This is a genomic window from Brevibacillus sp. GCM10020057, from assembly GCF_042683565.1.
Classification (GTDB): domain Bacteria; phylum Bacillota; class Bacilli; order Brevibacillales; family Brevibacillaceae; genus Brevibacillus.
In genome coordinates this window covers 1-23,077 of the sequence record NZ_JBHUJW010000022.1, presented here as the reverse complement: position 1 = coordinate 23,077, position 23,077 = coordinate 1, and the positions used below count along the sequence as shown (strand labels likewise).

General features: G+C 52.7%; 29 protein-coding genes. All 29 read right to left on the bottom strand.

What is annotated here, in order from left to right; genetic code table 11:
• Positions 1-23: 23 nt before the first annotated feature.
• A complete protein-coding gene (locus tag ACFSO0_RS06795; RefSeq protein WP_376878188.1) occupies positions 24-1,679 on the bottom strand; it encodes a peptide ABC transporter substrate-binding protein in 1,656 nt (551 codons plus the stop codon).
• 147 nt (positions 1,680-1,826) lie between these two features.
• Positions 1,827-2,852: an ABC transporter ATP-binding protein gene (locus ACFSO0_RS06790; protein ID WP_376878185.1), complete on the bottom strand. Its 1,026-nt coding sequence runs from the start codon at positions 2,850-2,852 to the stop codon at positions 1,827-1,829.
• A gap of 6 nt (positions 2,853-2,858) precedes the next feature.
• Positions 2,859-3,746, bottom strand: a complete 888-nt coding sequence (locus ACFSO0_RS06785) for an ABC transporter permease (RefSeq protein WP_376878240.1) — start codon at positions 3,744-3,746, stop codon at positions 2,859-2,861.
• Between the two features lie 26 nt (positions 3,747-3,772).
• The gene (locus tag ACFSO0_RS06780) at positions 3,773-4,711 is read right to left on the bottom strand and encodes an ABC transporter permease (RefSeq protein WP_376878182.1); all 939 of its coding nucleotides are present in this window, start codon (positions 4,709-4,711) and stop codon (positions 3,773-3,775) included.
• Positions 4,712-4,910: 199 nt separating this feature from the next.
• Positions 4,911-5,273: a DUF3870 domain-containing protein gene (locus tag ACFSO0_RS06775; protein WP_376878179.1), complete on the bottom strand. Its 363-nt coding sequence runs from the start codon at positions 5,271-5,273 to the stop codon at positions 4,911-4,913.
• 136 nt (positions 5,274-5,409) lie between these two features.
• Positions 5,410-5,973: a hypothetical protein gene (locus ACFSO0_RS06770; RefSeq protein ID WP_376878237.1), complete on the bottom strand. Its 564-nt coding sequence runs from the start codon at positions 5,971-5,973 to the stop codon at positions 5,410-5,412.
• Positions 5,974-6,197: 224 nt separating this feature from the next.
• Positions 6,198-6,614 carry a hypothetical protein gene (locus ACFSO0_RS06765; protein WP_376878176.1) on the bottom strand — a complete coding sequence of 139 codons (417 nt, stop codon included), beginning with the start codon at positions 6,612-6,614 and terminating at the stop codon, positions 6,198-6,200.
• Entirely contained in the window at positions 6,614-6,766 is a 153-nt protein-coding gene (locus tag ACFSO0_RS06760; protein ID WP_376878173.1) for a hypothetical protein, read from the bottom strand. The genes ACFSO0_RS06765 and ACFSO0_RS06760 overlap by 1 nt, the downstream gene beginning before the upstream one ends.
• Positions 6,767-6,769: 3 nt before the next feature.
• Positions 6,770-7,189, bottom strand: a complete 420-nt coding sequence (locus ACFSO0_RS06755) for a hypothetical protein (RefSeq protein WP_376878170.1) — start codon at positions 7,187-7,189, stop codon at positions 6,770-6,772.
• 156 nt (positions 7,190-7,345) lie between these two features.
• The gene (locus ACFSO0_RS06750) at positions 7,346-7,546 is read right to left on the bottom strand and encodes a hypothetical protein (RefSeq protein ID WP_376878167.1); all 201 of its coding nucleotides are present in this window, start codon (positions 7,544-7,546) and stop codon (positions 7,346-7,348) included.
• Positions 7,547-7,645: 99 nt separating this feature from the next.
• A complete protein-coding gene (locus ACFSO0_RS06745; RefSeq protein ID WP_376878164.1) occupies positions 7,646-7,792 on the bottom strand; it encodes a hypothetical protein in 147 nt (48 codons plus the stop codon).
• Positions 7,793-7,805: 13 nt separating this feature from the next.
• Complete coding sequence (locus ACFSO0_RS06740) at positions 7,806-8,645, bottom strand: hypothetical protein (protein ID WP_376878161.1); 840 nt, start codon at positions 8,643-8,645, stop codon at positions 7,806-7,808.
• On the bottom strand, positions 8,645-9,544 hold the full coding sequence (locus ACFSO0_RS06735; protein ID WP_376878158.1) for a hypothetical protein: 900 nt from the start codon (positions 9,542-9,544) through the stop codon (positions 8,645-8,647). Before ACFSO0_RS06735 ends, ACFSO0_RS06740 begins: the two co-directional genes overlap by 1 nt.
• A complete protein-coding gene (locus ACFSO0_RS06730) occupies positions 9,541-10,890 on the bottom strand; it encodes an ATPase, T2SS/T4P/T4SS family (protein WP_376878155.1) in 1,350 nt (449 codons plus the stop codon). The genes ACFSO0_RS06735 and ACFSO0_RS06730 overlap by 4 nt, the downstream gene beginning before the upstream one ends.
• On the bottom strand, positions 10,890-12,008 hold the full coding sequence (locus tag ACFSO0_RS06725; protein ID WP_376878152.1) for a CpaE/TadZ family protein: 1,119 nt from the start codon (positions 12,006-12,008) through the stop codon (positions 10,890-10,892). The genes ACFSO0_RS06730 and ACFSO0_RS06725 overlap by 1 nt, the downstream gene beginning before the upstream one ends.
• Positions 12,005-12,793 carry an SAF domain-containing protein gene (locus tag ACFSO0_RS06720; protein ID WP_376878149.1) on the bottom strand — a complete coding sequence of 263 codons (789 nt, stop codon included), beginning with the start codon at positions 12,791-12,793 and terminating at the stop codon, positions 12,005-12,007. Before ACFSO0_RS06720 ends, ACFSO0_RS06725 begins: the two co-directional genes overlap by 4 nt.
• Complete coding sequence (locus tag ACFSO0_RS06715; RefSeq protein WP_376878146.1) at positions 12,790-13,671, bottom strand: CpaE/TadZ family protein; 882 nt, start codon at positions 13,669-13,671, stop codon at positions 12,790-12,792. Before ACFSO0_RS06715 ends, ACFSO0_RS06720 begins: the two co-directional genes overlap by 4 nt.
• Before the next feature lie 2 nt (positions 13,672-13,673).
• Positions 13,674-14,432, bottom strand: coding sequence for a hypothetical protein (locus ACFSO0_RS06710; protein WP_376878143.1), 759 nt, complete (start codon positions 14,430-14,432; stop codon positions 13,674-13,676).
• Between the two features lie 157 nt (positions 14,433-14,589).
• Positions 14,590-14,871: a hypothetical protein gene (locus ACFSO0_RS06705; protein ID WP_376878140.1), complete on the bottom strand. Its 282-nt coding sequence runs from the start codon at positions 14,869-14,871 to the stop codon at positions 14,590-14,592.
• A gap of 108 nt (positions 14,872-14,979) precedes the next feature.
• On the bottom strand, positions 14,980-15,597 hold the full coding sequence (locus ACFSO0_RS06700; protein WP_376878137.1) for a DUF4046 domain-containing protein: 618 nt from the start codon (positions 15,595-15,597) through the stop codon (positions 14,980-14,982).
• Positions 15,598-15,693: 96 nt separating this feature from the next.
• Entirely contained in the window at positions 15,694-16,203 is a 510-nt protein-coding gene (locus ACFSO0_RS06695) for a hypothetical protein (RefSeq protein WP_376878134.1), read from the bottom strand.
• The gene (locus ACFSO0_RS06690) at positions 16,200-16,631 is read right to left on the bottom strand and encodes a TadE/TadG family type IV pilus assembly protein (RefSeq protein ID WP_376878131.1); all 432 of its coding nucleotides are present in this window, start codon (positions 16,629-16,631) and stop codon (positions 16,200-16,202) included. Before ACFSO0_RS06690 ends, ACFSO0_RS06695 begins: the two co-directional genes overlap by 4 nt.
• The gene (locus tag ACFSO0_RS06685; protein ID WP_376878128.1) at positions 16,628-17,125 is read right to left on the bottom strand and encodes an A24 family peptidase; all 498 of its coding nucleotides are present in this window, start codon (positions 17,123-17,125) and stop codon (positions 16,628-16,630) included. The genes ACFSO0_RS06690 and ACFSO0_RS06685 overlap by 4 nt, the downstream gene beginning before the upstream one ends.
• A complete protein-coding gene (locus ACFSO0_RS06680; protein WP_376878125.1) occupies positions 17,122-17,298 on the bottom strand; it encodes a pilus assembly protein in 177 nt (58 codons plus the stop codon). The genes ACFSO0_RS06685 and ACFSO0_RS06680 overlap by 4 nt, the downstream gene beginning before the upstream one ends.
• A gap of 76 nt (positions 17,299-17,374) precedes the next feature.
• Entirely contained in the window at positions 17,375-18,283 is a 909-nt protein-coding gene (locus ACFSO0_RS06675; protein ID WP_376878122.1) for a type II secretion system F family protein, read from the bottom strand.
• Between the two features lie 3 nt (positions 18,284-18,286).
• Complete coding sequence (locus ACFSO0_RS06670; RefSeq protein WP_376878119.1) at positions 18,287-19,186, bottom strand: type II secretion system F family protein; 900 nt, start codon at positions 19,184-19,186, stop codon at positions 18,287-18,289.
• Positions 19,187-19,196: 10 nt separating this feature from the next.
• Complete coding sequence (locus tag ACFSO0_RS06665; RefSeq protein ID WP_376878116.1) at positions 19,197-20,684, bottom strand: TadA family conjugal transfer-associated ATPase; 1,488 nt, start codon at positions 20,682-20,684, stop codon at positions 19,197-19,199.
• Positions 20,685-20,696: 12 nt separating this feature from the next.
• Positions 20,697-22,109, bottom strand: a complete 1,413-nt coding sequence (locus ACFSO0_RS06660; RefSeq protein WP_376878113.1) for a CpaE/TadZ family protein — start codon at positions 22,107-22,109, stop codon at positions 20,697-20,699.
• The gene (cpaB, locus tag ACFSO0_RS06655; RefSeq protein ID WP_376878110.1) at positions 22,106-22,804 is read right to left on the bottom strand and encodes a Flp pilus assembly protein CpaB; all 699 of its coding nucleotides are present in this window, start codon (positions 22,802-22,804) and stop codon (positions 22,106-22,108) included. The genes ACFSO0_RS06660 and cpaB overlap by 4 nt, the downstream gene beginning before the upstream one ends.
• Positions 22,805-23,077 lie beyond the last annotated feature (273 nt).

Genomic DNA, 23,077 nt, shown 5'->3' with positions numbered 1-23,077 from the left:
AAATGACTTCTCCCGGCAATTGCCTATTCCTTCACAACAGCCTTCCTCAAGTCGGTGTAGCTGAGAGAAGTGCTCACAATTCCGCTCACCTTGTCGCTTTGCAGCAAGGACGTGTTGTAGAAGTACAGAGGTGCGATTGGCGCTTCGTCCATCAAGATTTTCTCTGCTTCATGGAGCATCTGGATGCGTTTCACATCGTCCGCTTCCTTGTACGCATCTTGAATCAGCTTGTCGTATTGCGGGTTGCTCCAGCCTGTGCGGTTGCTTGGGCTCTTCGACTGGAAGATGTCCAGGAAATTGATGGCGTCGCCAAAGTCAGGCAGCCAGGAAGAACGCGCCATTTGGAATTGCAGCTGTTTTTGCATGTCGGTCAATACTTTGCCCTCGACCTTTTGCAGCTTCACATCGACGCCGAGGTTTTGCTTGAACATTTCCTGCAGCGCCTGCGCCGTTTTTTCGTAGTTGGTTCCGCTGCGGTACGTCAGCGTCACTTCCGGGAGCGTCGTGTAGCCTTTTTCTTTCATCCCTTGCTCCAGCAGTTTTTTCGCTTCTTGTGGATCGTATTTCACCAGATCCCCGCCTACTTCGCGGAATTGACCTGCGTTGTTGGCGTCTGGCAGTCCGTAGGAAACGAAAGCCGTACCCGGTTTTTGCTTGCGCATCAGGACGAGGTCTACGAGCGTTTGACGGTCGATCGCCATGCTGAAGGCTTTGCGGATGTTTTTGTTGTCAAACGGCTCTTTGGTTACGTTGAAGCGATAGAACTCGGTGCCTGCTCCGTCCTGAACAAATACTTTTCCTTCTTTGAACAACTGGTCTGCCATGTCGGACGGAACGGTAGTCGTTCTGTGCAGCTCTCCGCTCGTAAACATTTGGTATTCGGTGTTCTCATCGTCAATCATTTTCCAGACGGCGCCAGCCAACGTCACATTCGCTGCATCCCAGTAGTTCTCGTTTTTCATGATTTTCAGCTCGCTGTCGTGCGACCATTCCGTCAGCTTGAACGGGCCGTTCCCGACGAACGTAGATGCTTCTGCTGCCCATTTCGGGTTTTTCTCGTCGACTGCTTTGTTGACCGGGAAGAACGCCGGATTGGAGACGAGCAGCAACGTCCAGGAAGCTGGCTGGGCCAGGGTGACTTCCAGCGTCTTGTCGTCCAGCGCTTTTACTTTTACGTCATCCGCAGTACCCTTGCCGCTGTTGTAGGCTTCTGCCCCTTCAATAATGTATGCGAGCGGCGCTGCGGGCGATGCCAGCTTCGGATCGAGCATGCGTTTCCATGCGTACTCAAAATCGTGGGCAGTCACCGGGTCTCCATTGGACCATTTATTGTCGCGAAGCGTGAATGTGTAGACTTTTCCGTCCGGAGATATTTTCCACTCGGAGGCTGCTGCCGGCTGCGGTTTTTGATTCGCATCCAGACGGGTCAAACCTTCCATCAGGTTGTTCAGGATGTTGTACGACGGCTCGTCAAAGCCGATCGGCGGGTCCAGGGAGGTCGGTTCCTTGATATTGTTCAGGAGCAAGAGCTTGGCTGCCTGATCTTGCGGCGTTGGAGCAGTTTCATTACTCGCAGGCGCTGGCGTCGTGTTGTTTGCGGACTGTCCCGAAGAACATCCGGCGATCAGCATGGAAGCCGCCAGTGAAGCAGACAACAGGATCGTCGTTAACTTTTTCACTTGTTTTCCCCCTTAACCTTTTTATGTCGTAAAAGGATAGCGCCGCTTGACGACACCCTCTTTTACACGAAACTATGATCTGCGATGCAAAGCGTATGCCCCTGCCTCGCAGATACCCCGCCCGCCGCTGAACGCGACCGGGAAGATTCACGTACCGGTAGGCGTCTGGATGGAGGCGAGCAGTTTTTTCGCCCGCGGGTCCTGCAGCCAACAGGAGACGGCGTGGCTGCTGTGGACACTCGTCTCGGGCGGCTGGTAATTGCGGCATACTTCCAGTGCGTAATCGCAGCGCGCAGCAAACGCACAGCCGGGCGGCGGCGCAAACAGATCCGGCGGAGTCCCGGGAATGGGGCAAAGCGGAATGTTGCGATCCGCGTCCAGGCGCGGCATCGAGGCGAGCAGCCCTTTGGTGTACGGATGCTGCGGATTGTAGAAAATGTCCCGCACCGGGCCCGACTCGACGACCTTTCCTGCGTACATGACGTTGACCCGGTCCGCGATTTTCGCTACGACCCCCAGATCGTGCGTAATGATAATGATGGAGACGCCCGTCTTTTTCTGAATGCTCTTGAACAAGTCGATAATTTGCGCCTGAATCGTCACGTCCAGCGCCGTCGTCGGCTCGTCGGCGATCAAAATGGACGGCCTGCACACCAGCGCAATGGCGATCATGATCCGCTGCCGCATCCCCCCGCTGAACTGATGCACATACTGCTTCAGCCGGCTTTCGGGATTCGCAATGCCGACCAGCTGCAAAATCTCGATCGCTTGCCTTTTGGCCTCCGCCTTGGGCACTTTTTGATGGCGGACGATCCCCTCCATGATCTGCTCCCCGATGGAAATCGTCGGGTTCAGGGAAGTCATCGCATCCTGGAAGATCATCGAGATTTCCGAGCCGCGCATTTCCCGCATCTCTTTTTCAGGCAGCGTCGCGAGGTCCTTTCCTTTGAATAAAATGCTGCCGCCCGCAATCTTGCCGATATGCTCGGGCACCAGTCTCATGATGCTCTTTGCCGTGACGCTCTTTCCGCAGCCAGACTCGCCCACGATCGCGAGCGTTTCCCCTTTGTTCAACGTAAAGCTGACATCCCTGACGGCGTTGATTTCTCCGCCGTGCGCCTTGAACGTGACCCGCAATCCCTTTACTTCCAGCAACGTTTCCCGTTTTTCCATGGCGACCTACCTCCCCGACTTCGGATCGAACGCATCCCGCAAACCGTCCCCGAGCACGTTGAATGCGAGCATCGTCAAGGATATGAAGAATGCCGGGAAAAAGAGTCTCCACCAATGCCCGGACAAGATCGTCGAAAGCCCGTCGTTGGCCATGACGCCCCAGCTCGCCTGGGGAGCCTGGACACCCAGCCCGAGAAAGCTGAGAAACGCCTCGGAGAAAATCGCGGTCGGCACGGACAACGTCACGTACACGATGATGATCCCGATCGTGTTGGGCAGCAAATGCTTGCGGATGATGTACAAGGGCTTTGCCCCCATCGTCTTGGCTGCCAGCACGTATTCCGCGTTTTTCATTTGCAGCACCTGGCCGCGAATGGTCCGCGCCATGCCGATCCATCCTGTAGCGCTAAGAGCGACGATGATCGTGAGCAAGCCCGGGCCCATGACGACCATCAGCAGGATGACCACCAGCAAGTACGGAAGGCCGTACAAAATATCGACAAAGCGCATCATGATATTGTCGATCCTGCCGCCCAAATAGCCGGAAATGCCCCCGTACAGCACGCCAATGAAGAAGTCGATCAGCGCTGCCATCAGACCGACGAACAGCGAAATTCTGGCGCCGTACCACACGCGTGTAAAGACGTCGCGGCCAAACTCGTCCGTCCCGAACCAGTACATGTCGGACGGCGGCTTGTTCTTGGAAATAATGGATTGTTTGGCGTAGTCATGCCCGGAGATCATGGGACCGATTGCCGCCATCACGCCGAGCAGCACGATGATCACCAGCCCGGCCAATGCCAGCTTGTTGCCGCGAAGACGGAGCCAGGCCCCCTGCCAATAGGTTAGTTGAGGTCGTACAATCGCTTCTGTACTGACGCTGTCTTTTCGCATCGGGACAAACAAATCATCAGAAACAATCATCCTTCGCTCTCCTTTCCGTGGAACTTGATGCGCGGATCAATGATTCCGTACAGCACATCGACGACAAACATCATGAAAATGAGCAGGGCGCTGTAAAAAACGGTCGTGCCCATAATGACCGAATAATCGCGGTTGTTGATCCCTGCCACGAAGTATTTGCCCATGCCAGGAATGGCGAAAATTTTTTCGATGACGAAGCTTCCGGTCAGCACGTTGGCGATGAGCGCCCCGAGCAAGGTCACGACAGGCAATATAGCGTTGCGCAGCGCGTGCTTGATGACAATCGTCGCCGGAGACAGGCCTTTCGCACGGGCCGTCTCGATGTACTCCTGCGTCAGCACTTCCAGCATGTTGGTGCGCGTGAGCCGGGCGATAATGGCAATCGGCCCGAACGCGAGGGCAAGCGCAGGCATGACGACGTGCTGCCAGGTGCCCCAGGTCGCGGTCGGCAGCAGCTTCCATTCCACCGCCAAATATTTGATGAGCAGGGAAGCGACGACAAAGCTGGGAACGGAAATGCCCACGACAGCAATGATCATCGCGATGTAGTCAATGAGACGGTTGTGCCGCAACGCAGCAACCACGCCCAAGGCAATCCCGGTCACAATCGCGAACAGGATCGCCACTATCCCCAGTTGGAACGAAACCGGGAAGCCGCGAGCAATCATCTTGTTTACCGTGTCCGAGCTGTTGGCAATGGACGGACCGAGATCGAACTGAACAAGCTGCTTCAGATACAGTCCGTATTGGACAATCAACGGCTTATCCAGGTTGTAGTAGGCATTCAGGTTGGCGGCTACTGCCTCATTCAGCCCTTTCCCGTCCTTTTCAAAAGGAGAGCCTGGTACGGCGTGCATGAGGAAAAAGGTCAGCGTAATAATGAGCCAAAGCGTGACGATCATGGAGATAAATCTGCGGAAGACAAAGGATAGCAAAGAATCTCCTCCTTCTCGGTCAATCATTGTGGAGCAAGCCGGCGAAGCCGAGGCCAACCGTTTGGGGCGCTGATCGGAGTGTAAGCCATTCTTGTTCTGTAGAAGCAAAAAACCCAGCAAATGCACAAAGCTGTAGCATTTGCTGGGTTTTACTTACGTGTATGTCGTGTACATACGAATAAATAAAGCAGCGAATATTCTATTTTCCGCACTCCTTGCTTACCGCTACTCCAAGTCTGCTGTTTCGTACAGAAATAGCCTGTTTGTACTTCTTTTGAGCGTCTTTGAACGCAGCAATCAACGTCTTTTGGGAAGATCCAAAATATCGATAACGAATCTCTTCGCCGATTTCATCTGACGCATAAATGGAGTGACCAACAAAGATCGACCTCGCAAAATCTGACGTCAACTGAACAGTAGAAGAGCACGCGGCTTCCACAATCTTGTCGTTCGTCGTATCGACGACCAGTCCTATAAAAAATGCGCTGAACTGCTGGGTAATGGGATTGTTTGAGGAAGACTGCGCATCGCCAACGATATAAATGGTATCTTTGTCAAACAATTTGAAAACCTCACCTTATGTACTTAACGGACCGGCCTTGCGGGACGATCGGAGAGCTACTTCCTCACACTCGCAAGCTGGCTAAGCACTTTCCTTCATATTACCAAATATATTCACAATTTGTAAATAACTCTGACTAATGCTTCAATTCTTCTACAGAAACGACCGGAAACGAGTGCCCCGGAAGCAGCGGGAGAAACGGCCGCTCGTCCACGTACGCTACTACGACATGAGATGGACCCACCATCGTTTTCGGTGCCAGATGCAGCTGTTCCCCCTCCGGCGTCACGACAGTCACCTGCAAATGCCCGCCTCCCGGACGAACGGCTCCTGGGACTACACGCTCCTGCAACAAATCCTTTCCGTTGTAGCGCAAGTAAAGCTCCAAATCTTGCTGCCACGCACGAAAGTCAACATAATAGCGCGTGAAAGGCAGCGGATCGGTGGTCACGCTGGTTTCTCCCGGCACGAACGTTTGCTGCTCCCGGTGATACCCGCCATTTTCGTTCATCCGTTCCTCGAACCGCTCCATCGCTTCGTCTTCCAGAAGATCAATAACCCCCTCTGTTTTCAGAATCGGATCGACGGCAAACGTCGCATGATGGTTGGCCAACTCCAGCAGCATTTTTACTTCCGTTTTTTTCTGCATCGCCATATCTGTATCGACCACAAACATCCCCACGAGCAGAAAGAAAAGGATGGTCGAAATGGACAAGACATTGATACCCGTATGAGTAGCCCCCTAAATGGCGGTGTTGTTTTGGTGGTGATTGGTTCGTGATGATCAGGTTTTGTGTTGACGTTTTTATTGTGTTGCGTGTATCCCAGATGATGATTGGTTGGATGCGTGCCGGCTTCCTCCTGCAGCACTGGAAAAGTTACATACCGGTCGTCGCTGGTTCTCAGACCGTTGGCAATTGGTTGTTACAGGTCGTAATCCATGACGTTGACGGTCCCGTGCCGGGTTACTTGCAGCTTTTCAGACGGGGTGGGAAACAGGTCGGTAAAGCAGGGATAAGGGACTTCCAGCTTTAATTCAAATTCATCCGCGTGGCTCCACAGGACGGGATCTGCGGAAAGCGTGCGGGATATGCTCACGTTCAGCTCGCTTTCAGATATAGAGAACTGCTTTTCCCTAAGCTCGTTTGCTATGATTTCCCGCACCCCCTGCTGGATCGCTGCCTCATTCGCTCCTCCGTGATTGCTGACGTATTTGGCAGCAGCCGCACTTACCTCCAACAATTCGTTTTTCGCCTGAACGACCGTGTGGATCTGCAAAATGCCCAATGGCAGGAGGAGCAGCACCATGACATTGAGAATGACGGCAATCAGTTGTCCCATCAGCTCGCTCCATAACGGGTCACGCTGCCCAGCAGTTCACCAAAAAACTGCGTGCACGCGGACATCAGATTGTCCGGTCCCGTCAGCAGCAGATTCACGGTCAACGGCAGCACCAGCACGAGTAAAGCCAATGTTGCAATCAGTTTGTTCATCCCTTACCACCCCGGATCAAAGTATTCGGAAGGACGGCTGCCCACAAAGGTAAACGCGACCTGCCCCTCTACAAAACGGTTCAGCCATTGCGCAACTTTGGACGGGGTGACCGTCATGGCGAGCGTCACCGTTTCCTGCCGCTCTTTTCTGGCTCGCTTGCTTTCTGCACGCGGCATGCTGCCAGCGAACACATCGCCTGACACATCCCACCCCAGATCCGCCATCTCCTGGAGATAGTAGTCGGCCAGCGCAGCATCCAGGTATCCGATGTCCTGCATATCGTCAAGGAGGTCGGCGTAAATGCTGCGAGCAATCGCCCGCTCCATGGCGTACATGTGATAAGCCCCCAACGCGGAGAAGACGAGAAGCAAAACCGTCAGACTAATGATGAAAACCTTGAGCTTTGCCATGTCTTTTTGCACGCGCCGCCTTTCTTTAATGGAAGATGACTGTCGCTACTCGATGTACCCTCTCCTGCTGCGACTGGCGCAGCTGCTCTTCCGGGTGCATCCCCCACAAAACCGAACAGAGACTCCCTACCATGATCAAGATAATGAGAAAGACGTGTTGGGTCAGCATCAGTTGGACGTGTAAGGCGTTCCGTTTTGCGTACGGAAGTTGATATTTTCATTTTTCGTATCGTAGTTGAGAGAGGTGATCGAGTTGTTGATGCTCTCCGCCGAGTCGTTGGCCGCAGGGCTAAGTTGATTGCCGTATGAACTTACGCCGATCCCCAGCACCATGACGCATGCCAGGAATATAAAAAACATTTTTGACATGAAAGACACTCTCCTTTAATTAGGTAGATTTTTCAGAAAGGAAATGGGGTGAAGGAACCCACGAACAGCTTTGCAGCACAGGCAAGTGTGTAACAACGCTCACGGTATCGCCTGATCGATCCAGCTGACCGCGCGATCCCGCAGTCCGCTATCCTTGACGACCGAATAATTGATCTGGGACAGACTGGAGACGATGATTCCCAGGGTAAACACGATACACATAATGATGGACAGCAGCTTTGTCATGGACAACTCCTTGTCAGGTCAAATATTTGTTCAGAATCTCGGAAAGCAGTTTGTACCAGGGAAACATGGCAACCAGCAGCCCGATGTAAAAGGCGGGATAAACGATGACGCTGTAGGCGATCCCCAATGACTTGATCTTTTTGCGATGACGGAACATCCTGCGATGGTCTACTGCCCATTCCATGCGCTGCATAGTCACGCTGATCTGTTCTGGCGACAGGCTTTCGACCGTGCGCATACTCGACACGAGAATGACTCCATCATCTACCCCGATTCTCCGTTTGAAGCCCTCCAAAGCTTCGTCCGGGTCCTTGTTCCATTCCGATAGCGACGGGATGTATTCTTTTAATTTTCTGGTCGGCCGTGCTGCCTTTACCATGGCGCTATAAATGGGTACCTGATTTTCCAAAAGCGTCATGTATCGGTTAATAAATCGGGCTATGTCAGTGCTGAGCACATCCTCCCTATGCCCCGCCCACATCTTCAAGCCTATGTAAGGGAGCATGAAGGCCCCGGCGGAAGCAAGGCACATCGAGAAAACAGGGACAGATTCAAACCCGTCTATGATTGCCCAGAGCAAGATCAGAAAGCAAACTGAACTCCCGGCCACCAGTTGGGCAAATACCCATTCCGCTTTTCCCCAACCGAATGGTCTGCCAGCGCGATTGAGCAGTTGCTGCCATCGTTCGTCCTCCTCTGCCTGCACGACTTGCTCCCATTTCCTCCACCACACCTTTGATACAAACAATTTGGGACGCTGTATGCTGAAAAAGCATTTACCGGCCATAAACGAGGCTGCAAAGACAAAGAGCGCCCCCAAGCCAAGGTAGCTGTACATCACAACCAATGGCATCAGCGATATCTCCTTCCCCAAATGAAAGCTAGCAAAATCGAAAATGCCCAAACAGTGACCGCGAGTGCAAGAATGGCCTGTCCATCCGGCGTATAAAAGTAGAGGCGGTAGGAGTCCTTTAGCAGGCTTTGGTTGTACGGAATCAAACAAATACAAATGACGATGACAATGAGCAAGCTGATCCAGATCGAATAGATTTCACTATCGCGCTCTTCCTTTTCGTCCTGCTGCACGAACATCTCATTGGTCAGCCTGTTGAGCGGCGCCTGGATGTCTTCCGTTTCCCCTTCCAGCCCGCTCGTAATGTACATCGCAAAATCGTACGCCCACGGATGGTCCAGCCGCTCTGCAAATTGTTCAACAGCCAGCACCGGATCGCCGCCGTCTGCCAGGCTGTTGTTTACGAGCAACAGCTCCGGCAAAAGCTCTTTCGGACACTCGCCGACGATCTCCCGAAAAGTCAGGATGATGTTTTTGCGGCTGTTGTAGTAACGGGAAAACAGCTCCACAAAGCGGCAAAACGAATGAATTTTCTTGTTGATGCGCACGGTAAAACGGGCGTAGAGCAGCAAGGTCGGCAACAAGAGAAACAACAGAAACAATGAAAGGGAAACGATCACATTTCCTAGCAAAATCCCGGATACAAAGCCGGAGACTCCCCCGATCAAGGAGACCAGCAAATGTGCCTCCGGAGTTCCTCCCCCCAACTGGCACCATCTGTTGTAACGATTGTAGAGCTTGCGTCGAGTCGCATGATGGAGAAATTTTTCTCTCCATACCTCGATTGTGCGGGGTATCAATACCTTTGGTGAGGACCAGCTTTTGTACAAATGAAGGCCAAGGAACAGAAAGCCATTGAAAATGCACAGCAGCATCGGAACGAGCAGTGCGTACTTCATAGATGCCTGCCCAAATCCGTCAGATTCAACTCTTTTAACACGTCTAAATCCGCCTTCCCTACATAGCACATGTATTCGATCAAGTGCGGCGATATTTGTTTACCCGTCCACTCGTACTCTCCCGTCAGGACATTGTGGCTGACAAGCGGTACGGATTCGACTCGCCCAAAAGTCTCATTCCACTCCGTAACGTATATCCCATCGATGAACCGATGACCGTTATTGCGGTAAGTGAGAGAATTGACAAAGTTGACTGCTCTGCTGATCCGCTCCTGCGTCAGCTCGATACTTCGTCCCCCGTATTGGTAGACAAGGTCGGTCAAGTCTTGCAGCGCTTTGTGCGGGAACCTCTCGTGCATGGCCCCAATCGTGGCATCTGTCCCCCTGACACCCGCATTGATGAAATGGTAGGCTTCGATCGGCTCCCTGATTTCCCCGATGAGAATCGTATTGGCAGTCGAGCGGTACATGTCTTTGAAGCAATGGCCCAGTTCAATCCCGATCTCCTCTACGTTTTGCAGTTCGATCACTTCACCGTCCCAGACGTCGCCAAATCTCATCTCATGCTCGCTTTCAAATATCGTCACGTATTCCGTTTCCGGGTCTTTCAGCTTGAGCATGCACAGCATCAAGGTGGTCTTCCCCGAAGCCATCGGCCCAATCACCAGCACATTTCCGCGCCCGTACACCTGCTGCTCTAGCAACAGCTGCACCTTTTCATCAAAGGCAGGCTGTTCCTGCGTCCGGAGGCTATCCAGCGAAAAGGATGGAGTCGTGAATCTCCTGACCAAAATAGTTGGCACACGGGAATACGGGAAGGTAAACATGGTCAGCCTTGCCTTTAATGCATCGAGGTACCCGCTAAGGCGCGGTTTCTTCTCGTTAAAGGAAAGACCGGCGGCGTTGGTAAGCTTTTGCTGGAGCATTTCCACCTCCCGCCATGTAGGAATATAAGCGAGTGACTTTTTCACTCCCGACTCGATATAGGCTACCTTCCTGTTCGCCGAGATGCGGACCTCCTCTACCCACGGTGACAAATGGAGCACGGCATCAAGAATTCCCCACCCGTACGTAGCGAAAGCCAGGCCTTCATAGCCGTTGACATGCGGCAATATTTCTTCTGTAACAGGCCGCTTCAAAACCTCCTCAAAATAGTGCTGCAGATGAAGAATAATGCGATTCAGGCTGTCCCTGTTTCCCTGTTCCACGGAAGCCAGTATTCTTTGCATCTCCAGCTTTTCTTCACGCGTGACGCCAAGGTGATTGAGATAATCTCTGGCCGCCTGCTTGAGCTCCTCCACTTCCTGCATCCTCGCCGGTGCCCATGGCTGTTCCAACGTACGCATCAGATCAACACCGCACTTTTTTCAGAGTATTCCGCGTCAGCGATCTGCCGGAGGCTGACCACATAAGGCTTCGGCGGAAAGAATTCCTCGACCAGCACACTATTGCTGCGTTGAGACTGCATGAGCCTCCCTTCGGAAATGCGCGGAACGACGCCGTACAAAGAAATCTCCTCGCCAATCCGAAATGGCTGTCCTTTGTCCGAATGACTGAGCAGCACCTCGCAGGAGACACCTTTTTCCCGCCAGCCGCGAATCCACTCTTTGGCATTTTCAATACTGAAAGGATCTGCACGAACAAATAAGAGGTTGCGATCAGCGGAAAAGAGCAGACGGTGCATGGCTTCCGACTCCGGGAAGCAGTACCCCCAATCGACATAAACAAAATCGAACTGTTGACGAAACGCCGCGATCAGGTTGGTTATTTCCGCGCTCTTCCACTTGTTCGCCGCATGGGCGTAATACAGATTGGGCATGTGCACACTTTGCTTGCACACCTGAACCCAGTTTCGCCGCTTGGCCGTGCTCTCGTCCAAAAAGTCAGGACGGAAAAGCGCCAGTTGATGCTTCTGCAGTTTGAAAAAACGTGTCAGATCAGGCTTCGCCTCGTTCATGTCGAGCACAGCGATCCGCTTTTGGGGATTCCGTCTGGCCAAAATGATCGGGTAGTTAATGCAAAAGGTAGTGACCCCGGATGACCCGTAGCTCATAAGCGAGTAAACGAGTCCGCTACTCTCCGCCCGCTCGCTTTCCTGTGACCCTCCCACCAATCCGAGAATGAGGCAAATTTGCTCGCGGATCTCCTCCTGAGACAGCTGCGCCGACAAGGTGTATACACCAGGTAAACCCATCTCCTCTGTCACTTTTCCCACCAGCATCTCATCGCGGTAAAGAGGGACGATAATGAGCGGGGTTTCTTTTGGCATAGATGCCCTGGCCGCAGGCAGCCACTCCCAGGGGGGTGCCGTAAACATTTCTGAAAACAACACTGCGGCATCGGGCTGGTACAATCGAACGTAGCGGAAAAACTCCTCTGAAGATTCGGCTACCAGCACTTCGCTTGATTCCGGCATGTACGTTTTTGCTAACGACTTCATGGGATAACATGCGATAATTTTCATGAAGCTTGCTCCTTCGTAACCATGATCTGGCCAACCTGTAACGTTCCATATGACATTGCCTCCGAGAGGATGACGTATTCCCGGTCCGTCAGATTAAAGCCGATAAAGGCTGGCAATGCTGTGGGCTGCACACGGTAGTCACGGTATCGTTTCTCTCCATTTTGGAGCGGCTTCTCCCGCGAACCGTTAAAAACGGCATCCATGTGGTCAGGCGAAGGTAATGTGCTTGGCTTTAGGGTGTAAATTTCAATCCCGTTGCTGTCCCTGACGCTAACCAACTGACTTTCAAACAACAGGTCCGCCGTGTCGTTCGTCTTCGTAAACTGGGCAGGTTCCGGCAAGCCTTGCAATTCTGTAACCGGTTTATACTTCACCCAAATTTTCACGTGGTCACCTTTTCGCAATTCCGTCAATGGCTGAATATCCGTCAGGGGAAACTCATATCTGGCCTGCCCTTTTTCCGGTAACAGCTGGGTATCTGTCAGCTTGCCTATAAGCAGCTGCTCTCCCTCATAAATGCTCTGGACACTCCTTTTCCCGATGACGCTCTCCAGGTCTCGGGCGGCATCAGGCAAAATCTCGTCGACTTCCTCTGATACGAGAACGACATCTTCCCGCGTAATGGGTTCAAATGGTGAGATTTCCTTGCCCTGCGCCACCTTGACGACGGGAGCAAACAAACGCTCTGCCGCCATTGCATCGATATATTGCGTAGCTGCATAGAAAGATGAGCCTGCTAACAGAAAGGAAATCAGGCAGATCAAAAACAAGGTTTGCTTTTTCATGGCATCCTTCCTTTATAGGAGTGAATCAATGATTGAAACTCATGCTCTTCTTCAGGGAACTGTTCAAGCAGCAGGCTTGCCCTTGCCTGGGCGTCTCCGACCTTTTCAACATTGATCAGCGGAACAACGTATTCGATCTCGACGGGGCCGCTCTTTGGGTCCCAGAGCGATAAGGTCCCACTGATCTTTTTCATCACGCTGCTGCGCGAAAGCTGCTGGTTCCATTTATTTGCAATCCACTTGATTTTGTGTCTTTCAGAAGTCCACCAGGAAGGGACAGGTTCGACCAAAAGCAACCGCGTAAGCCGGGCGAGATCGGTGTCAAAAACCACCCAAATTTCATCAGCCAGCTCCAGTATTTGCTTTGCCACGGCTTCTCTCCAATGGGAGGAAACATCAATCACGACTATGGAACTTTCCTTGCATGTTCGTAGTAACCAATGGGCTGCGTCGAAGTAGGAAGATTTATCTTGCTGGAACGGGGGGTCAATCTGGATGCGCAGATAACTGTTCTGCAGGAGGAGCTTCGGTGCGGATGTGTACGGATTATTCTGTCGGTTTACCCTTCGCTCATAGTCCAGCGCAAAGTAAAAGTAGGAAATGGTCCCCGGCATTTCGCCTAACGTGACCGGAAAGCCTTGGCCCGCCCACGCATATGCGACATTGGAGGCGATGAAGCTCGCTCCCGCTTGCGCATACATGCTGGTAACGGCTATGCAGCGGCGTTGGCAGACTGGCTGATGCTCTTCTTCTCCCCGTGACATGGCGAGCTTGTCCTTCAAAGACTTCCATTGCCGCTCTTCCTCGGGAGTTTGCGAAAGTCCCCTTTGTTCCAGGTCACGAAACCGGGTAACAAAACGGTTCATTTGATGAAACATCATTAGCCAACCTGTGAGTCGTCAGATTTTTTCTTACCGTTTATATATTTTTTGAACTTTCCGACCATCTCGCGTATGGTAAGGGATTTGCGATGATAGTAGTAGATTTTGCGCAATCGCTCGCGTTCTTGCGCAGTCATCTCCGGTTTAAACTCGTATGCCATCTCGATGAGCAAAGCCAGTTCCACGTTGTTCGGTCTGCCCCGCCGCGGCGGATTTGCAAATAACTGCTGCTGCTTTTTGTCAAAGGCGTTTGGATATTCGAGCAGCCACATGTCTACGAGCGCTTCGATATCTTCATGAGAGCGTATGCCGAGCTTCATCAAGTATTTGAAGTACGAGGGCGTCGTCCGCTCGCGCATCAATCCGTTTTTCCATCGGGCAATGAATTCGCTCGGGATCGTCAACAGTTTGGTTACGCCGCGGATCAGGTCATCACGGTTCTGCGGCAGGTACTGAACGACGGCTTCCTTTACGAGGGTAAATAAAATATCGTGGTAGTTGGCGTCTTTGGCTACCGTGCCATACTGGACGACAAACCATTCCTCCACTGCCTTGTCAAAATCTCTCCTGCAGTTCGTCAATTGCAGGAGGTCCAGATGCTCGTAAAATTCCTCAAGGCTGTACTCTGTCAAAAACTCATCCTGGTACTTTCCGAATACATAGACAATAAACGATTCTTTCAGCTCTTCCAGCGACACCAAGGTGTTTGTCTCTTCGTAGCAGAGGTTGACCAATTCGATAGCGCTCTTTGCTAACACGACAAAATACCCCCAAATTTTTACATATTTGTATATTTTAATAGACATTTTGCAACATCTTTCGCCACTCGTCAAATCTTTTTTCATCTATGTCTGTTCCGCTTGTTTTTGGAGGGAATCGCTCTGCACGCAGCCGTGCAAAGCGATCGGTTCGGGATCACTCTGTCAGCAAATAGAGTTCTTCCCCGGTGGCGAGGAGAAGGGCGATCCTGCCCCCTCGCTCCATGACGGTCGGAGCATTCTCCATCACAATCATCCCGTCATTGAACACGATCCTGCATCCAAAGCGATGTACGGTCTCGATCTGGACGCTTTCCTTCGGCAGTCTTTCCACTGAAAGATGTCTGCCAGGCTTGTGCTTCTGGTAGCGGACCCTCCGCCCGAGAAGCTGCTCTGCTGTCGTCGCAGAGCAATCTTGGTGAGCCTCTACTGTTGCCATTCGCAACGCCTCCTTCTCTCACCTGTAGAGTACGGCCGTTTCATGTGCTTATAAGCCAATGAAACTACTCTTACCGTAAAAAAAGACAGAGGCCTTACGCAAATATTTTTAGTACTCTTCCCACAGGGCGGGATCTTTCAGGTGCGGATACATCTCCGTCACCATGTCAAAGGGAGAGAAATACAGCGTATCCACGAGAATTTTCAGCTTGTATTTTTTCAGAAGGCTGTACGCCCTCTCTGTTTTCCCGAATATTTTAGGCAAATGGCTGACATCGGGCAGCTTCATCAGGTGGCTGCACATGTAATCGACACAGATTTTTGCCCGCTCCTCCCCCTTGAGGCTTTGAAAGTACAAGGGCGGAAAGTGGCGGCGAATTCCTGACAGCACTTCCTGATAGACCCACAATACCCGCTGTTCTTCCGAAGGCCGCGGCAAATAAGGATACGCATACTCCACGATATAATAAACGTCATCAGGCTTGGCCTCGATTGGAGGCTCGATATACTCGCGCACCAGATGGAGCTTCAGATCCTTGACATCCTTCACGCTAAGCTGTCGCCGCGCTTGTTCGGGAGTCCACTTCTTCACGTTTTCGATCGCATATCGCACAACCAGCTGAATCTTTTGTTTGCGATACTGCGCATCTTCAAATTCGTACGGGGAGAAACGCTTTTGTTCTCCGCTTAGAATTCGCTTGTACCGCTCCACTATTTTGGAAGGCATCGCCCATTCACTCCTATCCCCACTTTTGGTAGATACTTCAAAATTACCACAGGGGATTAGGACAAAAATAACGGAGTGTCATGCTTACATAAGCCTTTAGTCATAAGCGCCTGATTGCGAAACGCGCTCAAGCTCCACTTCGTCCTCTCCCCAAAACAGGGAGAGAGTGCTCTTCACGCCAATCCAGACGTAGTAAATCCCTTGCCTGTACAAGTGCTGCATTTCACCCTTTTGATGGACAATGCGTGCCTGACCGGCCCTACCATCCAGAGATGCCCTGTTCTGATTCCAGAGAATCTCTGCTTCCTCTCTTGCACCCCGAATGACGTCCGCTTTGGATTGAAGAGCTTCTTCCGTCGTCGCATACAACCGGGTTTGCCTCTCTCCCGTTGCGTCAATATACTCCCACTTCCCCGCCGCCCTCGCCCCTTTCGAGATCAGGTCTGCCGTCTGCTGGACATTCATTTTCACCAAATGTGTCTGCTCAAGAAACAACAACAAGGACAGCAGCCCGCCCAGGCAAAAGAGAAAAAAGATCATGGTCACCGTGATGACGCCTCGTTCATCCCTCAGCTTGGAGCCGCATCTGCCAGAGAGGCGAATCATTTCTTTTCCTCCGCATTCTCAATCATCATGTAATAGCTTTCGGTCAGCTCGAATTTTTGCCCGGTGGCCAGCAAGTAAAAGGAGAGGGTGGCTTCCGCACGGAGATGGTTTCCCTTCTTCCAGCGCCCGTCTGCCAGTTCGATCCGAACGTCGTGATCCGCAACGCCCAGCCCCGCCTTCAGCTCTTCCTCTCCCCGTTCCCTGGCATGGTACTTGGCCAAGCCGTAATTGGGCTGTACAGCTGCAATTCGCCCGGCTTCGTATGCAGCAGCGAGCGCCTTTTGCTTGTTGTACAAAATGCTGAATTGATCAAAGGCAAACACAATCAACAGCCACACCAGCGGAAAGACCAAAACAAACTCCAGCATCTGACTGCCGCGCTCGTCCTGGAACAACGCGCACATTTTTCGACGCCAGCCGCCACTCATGAAGCGGCCCCCATGAGTGGCGGCAGCTGATGCAGACCGTATGCCCCCAGCAAAAAAACGGCAAACGGAAATGAAATCGCCGCTTCGTCTTTGCCAGGCAGCCACAGCTGTCGATGTGCGGACCAGCCGGCCGCAAGCCTCTGCAAGTTGTCCCGCAGAGGCGCCCAAACGCGAGGAAGCAGCACAATCGAAATGAGGCAGAGCAAGATTGCGGACAGAAACAGCAGGTATACCTCCGACCAGCTGCTCCACGCGCCAATCGCCATGAGCAGCTTTTGATCGCCCATACCCATTCCTTTGCAGACGACAGGGCCGACCGTAAGCAAAAACGCCCCGGCTACTCCTCCCAAAGCCGTCCAAACTGTACCTGCCTGCCATTGCTCCCACAGCCCGGCGGCAATCAGCGGAAGCGTCAGCCAATTGGGAACCTTGCGGCGGCGCCAGTCATAGAACGCTGCTGTCACCAATAGCGCGAACAGGATTACGCCATTCATTTGCTGATTTTTTCCTGCAGCTCGGACAGCTTTGCGTCTTCGGCTTCCCCAAGGCTTGCCAAGGTCGGGATAATCAAAATGAGGATCACGGCTACGATGATCACCATCTCCACAATGGTCACGCCTTCCTCTTCCCGCCAAAACCGCTGGGCATACTTTTTGAACCAGGCCATTCGCGCTCACTCCTTTTTTCGTGTTCGGCTTTCTTCTTTCACTTTGTCAAAAGACAGTGCCCCCCGCAAAAATATTTCACAAGCGTTCCTCGATCCCGATGAAAGCCGGCCCCATCACCAAAAACAATAGCGGAACCCCCATCAAAACAATGACAAACGGCAACAGCCGGATATTCAGACGGTTCATCCGCGTCGCCGCCTCGTCCTCCAGCTGCCGTACCTGCTCCTCGACCTGTACGGCCAGCATGCCGGCAATGCTTACACCTTTGTTGACCGCTTCGTTCATCTCCAATGCGATCGTCGTCAATGCGTCTACTTCCCAGCGAAAGGCCAGCTCCTCCAAAGCCTTTCTCCATGTCCCAAGACGCCGCTCTTCCATTTCCAGGCGAGCCATCTCATGACCCAGCCTCGCATCGAAACGCTGTGCCGTCTCCTTGACCGCTGATTGCAGCGGCATTCCTGCCTCCACCAGCGCGAGCACAATGCTAAAAAAGACGGGTACCTGCTCCCGGATCTCTCCTTTGGCCCGCTTATCCAATCCGTCCAAAATCCAGGCTGGGAGCAAAAACAAAATCAGGCTGGCTAAGAGCGGCAAGCCGTTCGCAGTATGAAGGGAATGCTGCACGTACACGCTGGCGGCCAGATGCATCAGGGAAGAAGCCATCAGAATCAGCCCGATCGCCCGGACGAGCACAATTTCGGGCAGGCTCACTTTCAGGCGGAGCCTTTGCAGCGTCTCCTCCGTCTTTTTCCGGTCGATGCCCAGCCATCCACACAACCGCTCCAGAACATCATCGTGCTTTTCCAAATAGCGTACGAGCGTCCACCTGCTTTGCGACTGCTGAAAGGAGTGCTCCAGCTGGGCTTGTTGTTCCTGTTCAATCCTGCTAAAAAGAGACAGAATGATCCCATCGCCGCTGCCGAGACAGGCCGGAAACCCGTATAAAAAAAGAGCCAATCCGATCAGCGCACATAACAGTCCCATGGCTCACCCTCCTTTGTGAACGCTTTTTTGCGCGACATAGCGAATGGCTTCCCCGCCCAGCAGGATGCACGCCAAAGACGCCAGGATCAAAAGCCGTCCTCCCAGCGTAGCGGTTAATGCATCAAAATGATGCGGATTGTTGACGAAAAGCGCGATCACGAAGACAAAAGGCATGACGCTAAGAAGGTTTACTTGGGAAATGATCTGTGCCATGGCGGCCTTTTGCCTGCGCATAGACTGTCTGCGCCGCAAAATGGTCGAAGCGGCCAAATCGAGCGTCTTGGCCATATCTCCTCCCATTTCCCGCTGAATCTGCACGATGGTCGCCAAGTATTTTACGTCCGCTGAACCTGTCCGCTCGTAGAACGATCCCATCACGCGCTCCAATGGCACCTGTGCCCGCAGCAGCTCGACGATCCGACGGTACTCGTCTCTCACGCTTGCCTCCAAATACGGACTTGCGGCTACTTGCTCAAACGCATGCAAATAGGACGGGGATGTGCGCAAGGAACTGGCCATGAGCCGGATCGCTTTCACATTTCCTGCCTCGAACTGATCTTTTCTTTTCGCACCCCAGATCATCACGACTCGCTCCGTAAACAGGATGCCTGCCAACAGCGCTGGCGATGCAAGCAGCCATGACTGCAAAATACGCGCAGTAAGTGCAAACGAGACGAGACCGGACAAAAAGGCAAAGGCAACGTACTGATTGCTGCCCCAGCCTGAGCGCGATTGCAGCAGCCTGTCCTCCAACCGGCTCCAGATCGTTTTTCTTTCGCGCTGAAGCTGATCGATGATGGCGTGCTTCCCTGCCGGCCCCCGCGCAAACCACGTACGGGGAGCGAGCAACAAAAGCAGGCCGATTCCGACTCCCGCAGCGATAGGCAAGCTCAAATCCGTCATGCTTCTCCCCCTAGCACGATATAGGCTCTGTGAAAAAGACCTGATCAATTTCCTCCCGCGTCAATCCCTTTTCCACCCATTGCTTGATCAATCGCTCGGGACGATAGCCTGTCCATTTGAAGTGTCCAATCACTTTCCCATCGCGGACACCCGTAGGCTCATATACGTAAATGTCCTGCAAATAGACGCGGTCAGGCAGCACCTGTTTGACATTGCACGCCCGTTTAATCCACTCTTCATGCGACTGACCTGTGCCTACCACCTCTGTGATCGCCACCACTTTGCGGCTGCCGTCTTCCTCAAAACGCTTTACTTGCACAATCAAGTCCAACGCTGATCCGATCATCAAATTACGCTCTTCGGCGCTGTAGACCTCATCCGCTTTCCCGAACAATATGGGCAGCGTCGAATCCACCAGTGCACGCGGAGAGTTGGCATGCGCCGTACTCCAACTGCCTGGGTGATCGGTATTCATCGCCCAGAGCATGTCTACGATTTCGCCGCCGCGCGTCTCTCCGACCATGATGACATCGGGACGCTTGCGCAAGGACAGCCGGACGCAATCCTTGATCGAAAAACCGCCTTTGCCTTCGTAGTTGGCCGGCTTTGCCAACAGGCGGCGCACAAACGGATGCTGCAGTTTCAGCTCCAAAACATCCTCAATCGTAATGATGCTAAGCGAGGGAGAGACGTACTGGGAGATCAAATTGAGCAAATGTGTTTTCCCCGATCCGGTCCCGCCGCTTACGATTCCCGATGCACGGGAAAGACCGACTGCACGCCGCAAAAACAGCAGCATCGGTTCGCAAATGGAGCCATAGCGCAAATAATCGGCTTCACTCAAAAGCTCCCTGTGCTTCCGTATGGTCAGCATATGTCCATCGGGCGAGATGGATCGATGCGTGGCCGCCACCCGTGAGCCATCCGGCAATTGCGTATGTAGCTCCGCCTTCGTCTCGTTGAATTCCCTTCCCATGGTTGCCGCGATTCTCTCCAACAGCCGCAGCATTTCCTCCTCGTCGCGGAAAACGGGAATGTCTGGCGCCTCCAGACGTCCTGTACTTTTTCTTTCCACGACGAGATGGTCATAGCGGTGAAACAAAATCTCGGTAACGTCCGGGTCATCCAGCAGCTGGTCCAGCGGCCCCCATCCTGTCAATGAATGAAGAATGCGCTTTGCCTCTGCCTCCAGTTGCAGCGAGGATAGCGGTGTTTGTGTTTCGAGAAGCATTTGGATGTCCGCAATCAACTCCATCAGAAACGGCTGGGAGTTTTTCTCCTCCCATAGACGCTTGCCGTATTTTTCGACAATCTGGGTCCGGATCGAGACCTCTGCCTCCGGGGAAATCCGCGCATCTCCGGCGGGCGGCGTCACATTGGCTTGCATTTTTTCGTGCAGCGTCTGCGGCAATCGCGCCGCCTCTCTGCCAAGTGTGCGCAAATCGTGTATGGGACGCCCCTGGTTTTGGATGCCAAGCAAATGCTTTTTATCAAACATGGCAGCTCCTCCTTATCCCCATAGCCATCGTAATAGAGTCGGCCGTTCCTTGGGCTTCGCGCCCGGGACGGTTGCCGGTTTTTCCGCATCAACAGGCAGCAATGCTTTTCCCAATGTCTCAATTGCTTCCTTGGCTGCCGAACGCCCCGGATGGAGCATGACGGGTATGCCGCTGTTGATCGACTTTTTGACTTCCACATCATCCGGTATGGAGAAAATTTTCTTGCTGGGATGCAGTTGAAAATATGCACGAATTTCTTCCAGGGTGAACATTTCTTTTCGTTGGAGCCGGTTCATGCACATTTGGATTCGCTCTTCCGGATAGTCGGCCTCCCTGAGCAGTTTTAACAATCGTTGAATATTCTCGATGGAATCCACAACCGGGTTGCCTACCATGACCACTTGCTCGGCGAAAAACAGGGCCTGGATGGTCGCATCCGTCGTATCAGGAGCCGTATCGATGAGAATGACATCATACTGGCTCTGCTTCAATGTCTCGAGAATGAGGTAAAGATGGTAGTCTTTGATCTCAAAGCTGTGTCGGATATCTCGCGGGGAGGTAAGTACATCCAGACCCGTTTCGGTGTGGCGTACGACGTATTTGGATATGTCATGAGGGGACAACGGCATTGCTGAAACGAACTCCTGCCATTCTTCGCTGCGCACCAGGCGCGGGTCTCGTCCTTGATGCAATGCAGCGGTTTGCAGCTGGGCATCGATTTCCTGCACCCATGTAAAAAGATTGGGAGTACGCGGCAGGTTAAGAGCAGTAGCGAATGTGCCGAGATCCAGATTGAAGTCTACAGCCAGTACCCGCAGTGAGCGCCCTTCCCTTTTCTGCATGGCGAAAAATATGGCGAGCTCCCGCGAGATGAAAGTCTTGCCTACGCCGCCTTTTGGCCCGTATACGGTAATCAAATGCTTGGTTGGCGGTTGCGACGATATCGGGAGTACAGGCTGAACAGGTGACGCTGAAATCGTTTGTGGCTGTGCAAGCTGGCTAGAGCCGGGAAAAACGGCTGCCGCATGCGCTGGCGGGGAGACCTTGGCAGCTTCTGCCCCAGAAACTCCGGCTGACATCAGCGCCAGCGCTTCTAGTTGACCAGGCTGTACCGGCTTTGTCACCACCCAGATTCCCAAATTGCGGAAAAACGGCTCCCACGTAAGTTCTTGTGGCGAGCAGGCTGCGATAAAGGATAAGTGTGGATATGCCAATCGAAATTGCTGGCAAAGAATGCCGCGCTCTGTTTCTTTGATCCCTCCGAGCAGCACCATATCCGGGCGCAGCGATTGCAACAGGTTCCACGCTTCCTCGATGCACGTCGCCTGGCCGCCAATCTCCAACCACTGACTTGAAGCCAATCCCTGCCGCAGTTCCAGCGCAGATTCCATATCGTCATCCACGATGAGCAAGCGTTTTTTCACTCTCTTTCCTCCTCTTGTACGCCCCAGCGTTTCTTCGTTTTCATGAGCTCAGCCGCAAAATGGGCATCGCCTATTCCCGGTTCCTCCCCATCGACCACTGCTGCCAACCCTAGTCGAATTTTCCCGTAATGAAGCGCATGCGTGAGGAGAACTGCTTCGGTTTTTGATAGCAAGAGAGTCACTGCTGCCAAATTTGGCTGATCTCCCTCCATTTCTCTTTGCACGTCTATGATGGGCATGTTTTTCAACAGCAGACCAGAATGTGCTCCGACATCATCTTCAAAGGATGCATACACATGTACATGCCCCCCTGTCGACAAATGAGGCGACACACCTGACACATTGTCAACCGGTATGCTCATTCCTGTCATGCTTGCATTCAGTTTGGCCGCGCCTTGCAAAGGGTCTGACGGCTCCAGATCAGTTGCGAGCAGCGGACGTCCGCCCTGCACTTTTCGGCTTAAAGACCTTCCGACCAAGTCGGATGCCTCGCTCCAAAGCAGTAAGCCGGGAATCGGCAGCGATTTTCCCTGAAACAGTCCCCCCGTGCTGACCGTCAATGGCTCAATATCTTGTGCTTCTAACAACTGTCCGCTTTCCTTATCCACATTGGGCCGCAATTGTATGTACGTCACGGTCTGGGGTTTCACGATCAAATAAGCCCCCAGGCTTACACACAGCGCCAGCAGCAGCAATGCCAGCAGCCTTAGTGGATGTATAGACATGGTTCTCCCTCCTCTCGTACAGGCTGTATCTTCAGCCTATACGGAGTCTTAGGGACAAAAAAAGCCGGTACAGTTGACCGGCGATTTTCTTTACCTATAAACAAATGCAAAAAAGCTGTATTCACCATTACTTTCGCAAGTAATCGGGAATACAGCTTTATTCGTTCGTTCGCTGAAAACTGGATCTGCATGCTTGCCAAGGGTGTGTGGATAAGTCCTCGACCGATTAGTATTCGTCAGCTC

Bases quoted from the DNA above. Each gene is read 5' to 3' on its own strand.
- ACFSO0_RS06765 (WP_376878176.1), bottom strand. From the start codon at position 6,614: ATGGGACAACTGATTGCCGTCATTCTCAATGTCATGGTGCTGCTCCTC.
- ACFSO0_RS06790 (WP_376878185.1), bottom strand. From the start codon at position 2,852: ATGGAAAAACGGGAAACGTTGCTGGAAGTAAAGGGATTGCGGGTCACG.
- ACFSO0_RS06695 (WP_376878134.1), bottom strand. From the start codon at position 16,203: ATGATTCGCCTCTCTGGCAGATGCGGCTCCAAGCTGAGGGATGAACGA.
- ACFSO0_RS06705 (WP_376878140.1), bottom strand. From the start codon at position 14,871: ATGGCAACAGTAGAGGCTCACCAAGATTGCTCTGCGACGACAGCAGAG.
- ACFSO0_RS06750 (WP_376878167.1), bottom strand. From the start codon at position 7,546: ATGTCAAAAATGTTTTTTATATTCCTGGCATGCGTCATGGTGCTGGGG.
- ACFSO0_RS06675 (WP_376878122.1), bottom strand. From the start codon at position 18,283: ATGGGACTGTTATGTGCGCTGATCGGATTGGCTCTTTTTTTATACGGG.
- ACFSO0_RS06785 (WP_376878240.1), bottom strand. From the start codon at position 3,746: ATGCGAAAAGACAGCGTCAGTACAGAAGCGATTGTACGACCTCAACTA.
- ACFSO0_RS06730 (WP_376878155.1), bottom strand. From the start codon at position 10,890: ATGCGTACGTTGGAACAGCCATGGGCACCGGCGAGGATGCAGGAAGTG.
- ACFSO0_RS06725 (WP_376878152.1), bottom strand. From the start codon at position 12,008: ATGAAAATTATCGCATGTTATCCCATGAAGTCGTTAGCAAAAACGTAC.
- ACFSO0_RS06685 (WP_376878128.1), bottom strand. From the start codon at position 17,125: ATGAATGGCGTAATCCTGTTCGCGCTATTGGTGACAGCAGCGTTCTAT.
- ACFSO0_RS06735 (WP_376878158.1), bottom strand. From the start codon at position 9,544: ATGAAGTACGCACTGCTCGTTCCGATGCTGCTGTGCATTTTCAATGGC.
- ACFSO0_RS06745 (WP_376878164.1), bottom strand. From the start codon at position 7,792: ATGACAAAGCTGCTGTCCATCATTATGTGTATCGTGTTTACCCTGGGA.
- ACFSO0_RS06680 (WP_376878125.1), bottom strand. From the start codon at position 17,298: ATGGCCTGGTTCAAAAAGTATGCCCAGCGGTTTTGGCGGGAAGAGGAA.
- ACFSO0_RS06720 (WP_376878149.1), bottom strand. From the start codon at position 12,793: ATGAAAAAGCAAACCTTGTTTTTGATCTGCCTGATTTCCTTTCTGTTA.
- ACFSO0_RS06665 (WP_376878116.1), bottom strand. From the start codon at position 20,684: ATGTTTGATAAAAAGCATTTGCTTGGCATCCAAAACCAGGGGCGTCCC.
- ACFSO0_RS06740 (WP_376878161.1), bottom strand. From the start codon at position 8,645: ATGCCATTGGTTGTGATGTACAGCTACCTTGGCTTGGGGGCGCTCTTT.
- ACFSO0_RS06690 (WP_376878131.1), bottom strand. From the start codon at position 16,631: ATGAGTGGCGGCTGGCGTCGAAAAATGTGCGCGTTGTTCCAGGACGAG.
- ACFSO0_RS06700 (WP_376878137.1), bottom strand. From the start codon at position 15,597: ATGCCTTCCAAAATAGTGGAGCGGTACAAGCGAATTCTAAGCGGAGAA.
- ACFSO0_RS06760 (WP_376878173.1), bottom strand. From the start codon at position 6,766: ATGAACAAACTGATTGCAACATTGGCTTTACTCGTGCTGGTGCTGCCG.
- ACFSO0_RS06670 (WP_376878119.1), bottom strand. From the start codon at position 19,186: ATGACGGATTTGAGCTTGCCTATCGCTGCGGGAGTCGGAATCGGCCTG.
- ACFSO0_RS06715 (WP_376878146.1), bottom strand. From the start codon at position 13,671: ATGTTTCATCAAATGAACCGTTTTGTTACCCGGTTTCGTGACCTGGAA.